Origin of the sequence: Bradyrhizobium valentinum, assembly GCF_001440405.1 — a bacterium.
In the GTDB taxonomy this organism is placed as follows: Bacteria; Pseudomonadota; Alphaproteobacteria; order Rhizobiales; family Xanthobacteraceae; genus Bradyrhizobium; species Bradyrhizobium valentinum.
On sequence record NZ_LLXX01000078.1, the window covers coordinates 1 to 8,756 of the forward strand.

The following is an 8,756-nucleotide window of genomic DNA, read 5'->3' on the forward strand; positions in this document are numbered from 1 at the left end:
CTCGCAAGCGTGCAGGCGGAGGCAAACGCGGTGGCGGCCGCGCTGGCCGGATCGACCGCCACGACCGAGAGCGGCGACGGCGAGCCGGCGTTCGACGTCGCCCGCATCGAGCCGAACGGCGAAGCGGTGATCGCGGGACGCGCGGCGCCGGGCGTGACCGTGGAACTGCTGCGCAATGGCGAACTGCATGATCGCGTCGTCGCGGATCCATCCGGACAATTCGCGATGATCCCGCCCCCGCTTCCGCCAGGCACTTATGATCTGACGTTGCGCGCCAGGCAGCCCGACGGCACGCAGACCATGTCCAAACAGAGCGTAACGGTGGCGCTTGAGCCGAATCTGAAGGAACGGCCGGTCGTGGCCCTGATGACGCCAAACAAGCCTACCGTCGTGATGTCACAGCCGGCTCAGGCGAAGCCGGAAACCGCCGCAGTAGTTGTGGAGGCGGTCGAGATCGAGGCCGGCGGCAAATTCCATGTGAGCGGCCGCGCGCGCGCCGGCGCCCCGGTGAGGCTCTATCTCAACGACAGCTTTATTGCGTCGGTAACGGCGGCGACGGATGGACGTTTTGCCGTCACGATCAACGAAGGAATCGGGCCCGGGAACTATCGCGTAAGGCTGGACGAGGTGGATTCGAAGTCCGGCGCGGTCCGCGGCCGCGCCGAGGTACCGTTCAACGCTCCCGACCCCGTGGTCACCGCGTCGGTGCCCGCGCGGACCTCACCGTCCAGGCAGCCAGACTCCGTCGCCCTACTGCAGTCTAAGGTGGCGGACGCCACGGCTGCCACCCTGCCGGACGTTACGAACTCCTCCACGGTCGTGGTGCCAAAGATCACGACCACCACGGTATCGCGCGGCGACAGCCTGTGGCGCATCAGTCAGGCCACCTACGGCGCGGGCACGCGCTACGCCACGATTTACAAGGCCAACCGGGAGCAAATTCGCAATCCCAACCTTATCTATCCCGGCCAAACCTTTGTCATTCCCAACCGGGAAGCCAATCCTTAAGGAGTGCTCAAACGGACTTTAATGCTCCTGCCGCTCTAAAAAAATGGCCTTCGAAGAACAACGAACGCGTCAAAGGCGCTGTCTGGTCGATCCCGTACTCGGTCCTTGATGGCACCTTGGACGAATGCATCACCAAGTTTCTGGAGCAACCGCTCAGCCAACGTCATCTCTACGAGATTCATACCGCCCCACAGGGCGACTTGATCCCCAAAATAATCTCCGCCGAACTCGTCGTTGAACTTGCGAGGCTGCGCGATTTCTTGTGATGTCCATGATTACCATCTCGCTTTGCTGAGCGGTGCACGATGCTCGGGATGGCAGACAGGCACTACGACGCGTATTTCTGGTAAAACGTATTGGTGAACAACTCGCCCGGATCATACTTCCGTTTCGCTGCGAAGAAAGCGTTGATCTCTGGGTATGAGCGCTGCAACTGGTCGCGCGAATAATAGAGCTGGTAGGGCAGGAAAAACCGGCCTTTGTGCGCAATCGTAAGGTCGATCAGTTCTTCCGTCGCCTTCTTCATTCGCCGGTTGCCCTCCTCATCGGTGGTCTGGTTGATGTAGAGCACCAGCGAGAACGCCGGCTCCGGCGAATAAGTCAGGAAATTGTTCTCCTGATGCACGACCCGCACCGACGCATTCAAGAGATTGGTCTTGTTGTCGGTCAACACCTTGCGCATGCCATCGACGAACGAGACGAACTGGCTTCGCGGAATGAAATATTCGTGCAGGATGTCGGTATCGTCAGGCAACGAGTTGCGCAAGTAAGGCACGGAATCGTGCATCGGGTCGTTGCGGTTGACGAGGCAGGCCTCCGCCGATCCGATCGCCTGCGCGCGCGTCACCGTGCAGTTTTCCATGCGATGCTCGATGTGTTTCTCCGACAGCCATTTCATTTCCTGAAACAGCGGGCCCTGCTTGGACAGGTTAATGGTGAGCCGGCGCAATTTGGTGCCGCTGACCTCGCCGAGCGGTTCGCGTTTGAAATCGGTGCCGTCCACCTTGGTGTAGGTATAGAGCAGCAATTCCTTCAGGAACGAGCTCGGCGCGGTCGAGAGGTGGCCATACATCAGCCCGATATTGGCGTCCTTCTCGATCTCGCCAGCGAACAGCGCCGGAAATTCCTTGTAGTCCATCATCCGACGCCCGGTCTGATAGACCAGATTGTCGGCGATATCGAGTTCGGCCTCGACGATCACACCGAAGAGGCCGTAGCCGCCGACCACAAGATTGAACAGATCCGGGTTCTCGGTCGCCGACACCGTTCGCTGCGAACCGTCAGCGAGCATCACCTTCATCGATTTGATCGATCTGGCGAGCGCGCCGGCCTGATGGTCCATGCCATGGGCATTGACCGAGATCGAGCCGCCGACAGTAAAAATATCGGTCGATTGCATGGCACGAACCGCAAAGCGCGGGTGCAGCACGTTCTGGATGTCGTGCCAGGTCGCGCCCGGCTGGACCGTGACCGATCGCGAACTCTCATTGAGCACGATCTTGTTGAAGCCGCGCATGTCCAGCACGATGCCGCCCTTGCGGAAGGCGTGCCCGCCCATGCTGTGGCGCACGCCGGCGGTCGTGACCGAGAGCTTGTTGTCGCGCGCAAAGGCCAGCGTCTTCGCGACATCCTCGACGCTGCGTACCGCGACCACGCCATAGATTTCTGTCTTGCTGAGACAGCTCGCGTCATTGATGCTGCCGCCAAGCTGCGACCACTTTACGTCCTTGAGTGGCGCAATCGCCTTGATCCGCTCCAGATCAATCTTCGCCTGCTCACCGCCGCCGACCGCCGGGCCGCAATCTTTTTCGCCTGTGGGATCGGCAGCCAGCGCCTGAAGCTTGCGATAGCTGTAGACACCGAGCAGCACGACCACCACGGCAGCGACCGACACGCCGGTTTTGAACTTTTGGGAAAATTTTTGCATGAACTGATTCCAGAGGGGATTGCGAGATATTCCGGGTGGGCGGATCATTAGTCAAATTTTGGCGGCTTCTGGTTCGATAGACCGGTTGCGTTACCGAAGCGATAAGCCGGAGCGAACAAATGAAGAGCTGCCGCATACATGTGATGGGCGCATCGGGCGCGGGTGTCACCAGCCTCGGCCGCGCTCTCGCTAGTGCGCTGGCTATCCCGCATCACGACACCGACGATTACTTCTGGCTGCCGACGGAGCCGCCCTACCGGGACAAGCGCGACGTCGCCGAGCGCCTGAAGCTGATGCAGGATGTCTTCCTGCCACGCGCGGCCTGGATATTGAGCGGATCGCTTAACGGTTGGGGCGATGTGTTGATTCCAAGTTTCGACGCGGTGGTCTTCCTCACAACGCCTCGCGAGATACGGTTGCAGCGGCTGCGAGCCCGCGAGGCCACCCGCTTCGGCGCCGATGCGGTGACGCCCGGCGGCTGGCGGCGTGCAGAGACCGAGGAATTCATCGAATGGGCATCGGGCTATGAAGACGGCAACGTGAGCCGCAGTCAGGCGAAGCATCAGGCCTGGCTTGCCCAACTGCCCTGCCCCGTGCTGCGGATGGACGGATCGCGGCCATTGCCCGAACTGGTCGCGGAAGGTCGCGCGGTGATCGGCGGCCTCGCATGACGGCGCCTTCTCGCAGCCCACTTCTCCCGATAATCTCTCCGCAAGACCGCGGCAAGGCAACGCCCGGCGCGTGGCGGAAGAACGCTGGAGTTGACGGGCGACCACGCCCTGTCGAGACACCAATCAATAATAGAATCGCAGGGAGAACACCAATGCTGACGCGACGCAGTATGATGCTCGCCTCAGTCGCCGCCGGAGTGATCATGAACAACAGAACAGCCTCTGCCAAAGCGGCGCAGCCCGCGACGCCGGTGAACTTCGACGTGCCCGCGGGCGCCTGCGACTGTCACACCCATATCCATCCGGACCCCGAGAAATTCCCGTTCTTCTCCGGCCGCGTCTATACGCCCGAACTGGCCTCGCCCGAGGAAATGACAGCCCTGCACAAGGCGCTGCACATGGAGCGCGTGGTAATCGTGACGCCCTCGATCTACGGCACCGACAACTCGGCCACACTGTTCGGCATGGCAGCGCGAGGCACGACCGCGCGCGGGGTCGCCGTGATCGACGACAAGACGTCGGAGAGCGATCTCGACCTCTTGGGCAAAGCCGGCATTCGCGGCATCCGCCTCAACCTCGCAACCGGCGGCGTCAACGACCCGAACGTTGGCCGCCCGCGCTTCACGGCAGCCGTCGAACGCATGAAAGCGCGCGGCTGGCACGCGCAGCTCTATACCAATCTGGCGATGATATCAGCGATCAAGGATCTGGTCATGACCTCGCCGGTGCCGGTCGTGTTCGATCATTTCGGCGGCGCACAGGCGGCCCTCGGCGTCGAGCAGCCCGGCTTTACCGACCTCGTGGATCTCGTCAAATCGGGCAAGGCCTATGTGAAGATTTCGGGCGCCTACCGCGCCTCGAAGCTGGCGCCCGACTACACCGATTGCATCCCGCTCGCCAAGGCGTTGATCGGAGCCAATCCCGACCGCATCGTCTGGGGCACTGACTGGCCGCACCCGAATTCGGTCACGCCGCCGGACAAGAAGATCACCGACGTCACGCCGCTGTTCCAGATCGACGACGGACGGCTCTTGAACCAGCTTCCGGTATGGGCGCCGGACGCGGCGATCCGCAAGAAGATACTGGTCGACAATCCGGCGCAGCTTTACGGGTTCTGAAACCCGGCGCGCGAGGTCGCGACGCGCTCTGCAGGCCGGAGTAGGTTGCGGTCGTAATCGCGCAGCCAGTTGCTGGCCTTGCGCAGGCCGCCGAACGGGAACAGGTGAAATCCCGCGATCGGCGCGGTCGCGGCCGCAGGGGCGCAACGCAAGCCCCTGACGACATCGTCCGGCCCAGTATCCGTCAACAACCGGCCGAACCGGCCGATCTGGGCCCGCAGCGCCCGCATGGAATTGCCGATGCCGCAGCGGAGCGCGAATTTGGTCAATGTCGCCGGCGTCGCCGGTCCGGCCAGGCCGATGATAACAGGAAGATCGATGCCGGCGCGATCGAGCGCGCCGATCCATTGCAGTATCGGCGCGCTCTCGAAGCAGAATTGCGTGACGACATCGACCCGCGTTCCGGTCCGTTGTCCCCAGTCGCGCCACGCTGTGAGCCCCTGCAGCGCATCCGGCAGTTCGAGATAGGGATGGCCCTCTGGATGGCCGGCCACGCTGACGGATGCAATCCCATGCGCCTCGATCAATCCGCTGCTGCAGACGTCGCGCGTCGATTTGAACGGCCCCTTCGCCGCCGCGACATCGCCCGCGATCAGGAGGATCCGCGATACGTCGGCCTCGCCCCGCGCACGCGCCAGGAAATCGCCGAGCGCCTCCCGTGAGGCCATTTCACGCGCCGCGATGTGCGGCACCGGATTGTAGCCGGCCCGGCGGAGCGCGGCAGCCGTTTCGACGTTGTGGCGATAATTGTCGCCGGGCAGGAACGTGATGGTGACATCAGTGCCGGCAGCGAAATGGTCGCGTAGTTCCACGATCTCATGCCCGCGCGAGGAGATCTCGACTGATACCGACGACAGCAGCGCTGCTAGTCTGTGGGATGACTGATCGGAGACGGTCACTGGCGCCTCCCAAGGTCAAGCCGGCGCGCGGCGGCGCGAGATCACGTAGGTTTCGTCGTTGAACCAGAGGCCGCCATGCTTCTTCAGCACGCGGTCGGTGGCTTCGAGGTAACGGCCGTCACGAACCACTTCCGACAACCTGTTATCCTCGATCTGCGCGACGTAGATCGCGGCGTTCCAGGCCGCAAACAGCGTCGAGGTCCCGATCGGTCCGCTGACCTCGTCCGGCAGCGTATGCATGTGGTAGCGGAAGATCGAGCGCGCGTCGGAGGACGCATTGAAATTGTAGTGCCGGGCCGCCGCGCCAAGCTCGTGCTTGACCTGGCGCAGGATCGCGTAGCGGTCGGTCTTGAAGGGATCATCGCCCGGCCAGACCTGGTCGATGATCTCAATGCCGGGATCCTTGCCGTGCGAATGGATACCGATCAGCCGGCCGCCAGGCCGCAGCGACTTGACCAGCGGCGTCACCACTTTCGAAGCCTTGAACTCGACACTCGCCCGCGCCCGGTAAGGCTGCGAAGCGATCACGAGATCATAGTCGGCCATCACCCGGCCGGGCCGCGGCATGATCGGATCGAGCAGGAACGAATGATCCTCGCGGCGCAGCGTCAGGATGACCGGGCGCTGGTAGACTGGATTACCCGTGGTCGGGCTGATGCCTGCGCGCCAGTTCTCGGCCAGGAATCCTTCGAGCTCGCCGATCTGCTCGGCAAAGCCGTGCGCGGTGTTGCCGGTCAGCGTGACATCTTTCCAGATCAGGCCTTGCGCCGACGTCACCGAGCGCGGCGTCAGCCACGGCGCCTCGGCGTAATAGAGGTTGGTCACGACCAGCACGGTGGCGGGATGCTCGAACAGGCGGTCCGCCATCTTCTCCAGCATCAGGCGGACGTCTTCGTAACTGATCTCTTTCGCCACCACATAGAGCGGCATGGTGGGAAATCGCGCGTGCACCGCCCGCATCACGCGTGACAGCACGGTGCCGTCGCCGACGCCGGCGTCGAAGATGCGAAGCGCCGGCGGCGCCGGCTGCAGATTGCCGAGCTCAAGCGAAATGCGGTTGCCGACCTCGGACTTCTCGCTGCAGGTCGAGACGAACAGCAGGTACTTTTGCCGGTTGTCGAAGAATCGGAAGCCCGGCGGCGCGACCGCTGGCGCCGCAACCGCGCCATTTTGCGGTTTGACCGCTGGCGAACCGGACGATGCGGCGGTCGAAGCGGGCTGATGCTCGGCGAGATAGGCGCGCACCTTGTCGAGCGTGCCCGTCGTGATCCTGGCGCCGTCACGCAAGCGCGATACCAGCTTGCCGTCGTTGACCACCAACCGTCCAAAGGTCGATTCAGCGGTTTGCGTCTGACGGCAGAATTCGCGGATCTCCCCGAGTATCTGCTCAGCCGTGGGCGCCGACTTCGCCGGCTGCGCGTGGCCGTTCGATTGGCCCGTAGATCCTTGGTTTTCCTCGATCCGCACGGCTTGCTCCTGCGGTTGTCCCTGCCGACATCAAGGGACGGCCGCCGGATCGCGTCAACCACAAACCGAGTGGGCAGGAAACATGGGCATATGCCCATACGCCTCACCGCGCGCGGCGAGAACGCCGAGATCAGCACTGGGGAGCGTCACAGGGATGCCCGGCAAAGATCTACGCCGGCCGCGGCCATTGCGACGGGTGACTGCCGAGCGGCATGGCCGGACGGGCCCAAAATGCTGGGGTTTCCGACAAGATCGCCGAATGCGTGACCGAGCGCAGCGCACCAAAGCCTGACGGAATCTCATCGATAAAGGGCATCACCGCCTCCCCGGTAAGATCAAGGGTGTTCAGTCCATCGGCGATCCGGCCGAGATTCCACAGCCAGCGTCCGGTCTGCGCCAGCGACACCTGAACGTGCCAGCTTCCGCCTTCACGCACCTGCCGTGCCTTGGCCATCATGGCGCCGAACGCCATGAAGTAGCCGGTGGCGTGGTCGAGCATCTGCGCGGGCAATTCCTTCGGTCCGTCGACGCCGGCGGCCTGCCCCTCGGCATGGTTGAATCCGGTCGCGGTCTGCACCAGCGAGTCAAAGCCGCGCCGCTCGGCCCAGGGACCTGCGGCACCATAGGCCGACAACGTGACGTAGATGATTCCGGGATTGATGCGCGCGGCTTCCTCGGGCGAGAAGCCGAGACTGGCGATGGCGCGCGGCCGATAGCCTTGCGAGAAAATATCCGCCTGCGCCAGCAGCTCCCGCAACACCGCCCGGCCCTGCTCAGTCTTGAGTTCGACGAAGGTAGTCAGCTTGCCGCGCCCGGTGTCGATGGTGAGCCATGGGATCGCCGGCAGATCGGGACCGGAAATCAGCAGCACGTCGGCGCCGTGCGCGGCGAGCGTACGCCCAGCGACCGGGCCAGCGATGACGCGCGACAGATCGAGCACGCGAATCCCGGCGAGCGGCCGGTCGCCCTCAGGCCACGGCTTTGGCGGCGCTTCGCCGATCTTCGTGATCGAGATCAGCGGCAATCCGGCAAGCGCCCTGGCATGCGGCAGCGCCGACCATTCGTCATGCGAGCGCATCAACGCGACGACACAGCCGCCGGCATAGGCTGCGGTCTCGAACGCCTCGCCGTCCCATTGCATCAGCGCGGCCTGCACCTCGTCGCGCTCGGGCTTGCAGTTCAGCACCTTGCAGACCGCGTCGCGGTGATGCGGGAAGTTGGTGTGGAGGCGCACGAACCTGCTATCGCGGGTTTTGTAGATGCCGGCGATCGCGTCCCAGGCCGGCGGCGGCGGCCTGCCGTCGACGCGCAGATAACGCTCGCTCCGGCATTCGACCACGGCATGGCGCATATCGACCGCGATCTGCTGCGCCTGTCCGCTGCGCATTTTCCAGATTTCGGCCGCCGCGAGCCCGGTCGCGGCGACGCTGACCTGCGCCGCGGCCGCGACGCGAAACGAGGACGGTAGTTGCGGCTCGTCGCCGGTCAGCGTGACCGCGTCGAGCGCGGAAGCCTCGCCCCCGGTAGAGGTCCAGATATCGGAAAGAATTTCGCGGGGGCTTTGCATCGGCGTGTCACTTTCCTAACGTCCTGTCCAACATCCCGCGGAATCGTAGATCCTATGGGGTGGCAGGTGGTCAGGGGTAAGCTGAGTTTGCGAGCACCC

7 protein-coding genes are annotated in these 8,756 nt (G+C 63.6%); 3 read left to right on the forward strand and 4 right to left on the reverse strand.

Annotated elements, in window-relative coordinates:
- On the forward strand, window positions 1–1,008 hold a 1,008-nt coding region (locus CP49_RS12780; RefSeq protein WP_057850611.1), incomplete at its 5' end, for a LysM peptidoglycan-binding domain-containing protein.
- A gap of 328 nt (window positions 1,009–1,336) precedes the next feature.
- On the opposite strand, the gene CP49_RS12790 is transcribed toward CP49_RS12780, so the two are convergent.
- Window positions 1,337–2,935: an FAD-binding oxidoreductase gene (locus CP49_RS12790; protein ID WP_057850612.1), complete on the reverse strand. Its 1,599-nt coding sequence runs from the start codon at window positions 2,933–2,935 to the stop codon at window positions 1,337–1,339.
- Between the two features lie 119 nt (window positions 2,936–3,054).
- Between CP49_RS12790 and CP49_RS12795 the strand changes: the two genes are divergently transcribed.
- Entirely contained in the window at window positions 3,055–3,606 is a 552-nt protein-coding gene (locus CP49_RS12795) for a P-loop NTPase family protein (RefSeq protein ID WP_057850613.1), read from the forward strand.
- A 152-nt stretch (window positions 3,607–3,758) separates the two neighbouring features.
- Window positions 3,759–4,724, forward strand: coding sequence for an amidohydrolase family protein (locus tag CP49_RS12800; protein ID WP_057850614.1), 966 nt, complete (start codon window positions 3,759–3,761; stop codon window positions 4,722–4,724).
- Here CP49_RS12800 and CP49_RS12805 read toward each other — a convergent pair.
- The 3 genes from CP49_RS12805 to CP49_RS12815 all read right to left on the reverse strand — a co-directional run bounded on the left by CP49_RS12805 (window position 4,712) and on the right by CP49_RS12815 (window position 8,657).
- Window positions 4,712–5,623, reverse strand: a complete 912-nt coding sequence (locus CP49_RS12805; RefSeq protein ID WP_156438351.1) for a methylenetetrahydrofolate reductase — start codon at window positions 5,621–5,623, stop codon at window positions 4,712–4,714. The two genes, CP49_RS12800 and CP49_RS12805, sit on opposite strands and share 13 nt — an antisense overlap.
- 15 nt (window positions 5,624–5,638) lie before the next feature.
- Window positions 5,639–7,006 (reverse strand): hypothetical protein, encoded by a 1,368-nt coding sequence (locus CP49_RS12810; protein WP_057850617.1) that lies wholly within the window; start codon window positions 7,004–7,006, stop codon window positions 5,639–5,641.
- A 253-nt stretch (window positions 7,007–7,259) separates the two neighbouring features.
- Window positions 7,260–8,657: a CoA transferase gene (locus CP49_RS12815; RefSeq protein ID WP_057850616.1), complete on the reverse strand. Its 1,398-nt coding sequence runs from the start codon at window positions 8,655–8,657 to the stop codon at window positions 7,260–7,262.
- Between the last annotated feature and the right edge of the window lie 99 nt (window positions 8,658–8,756).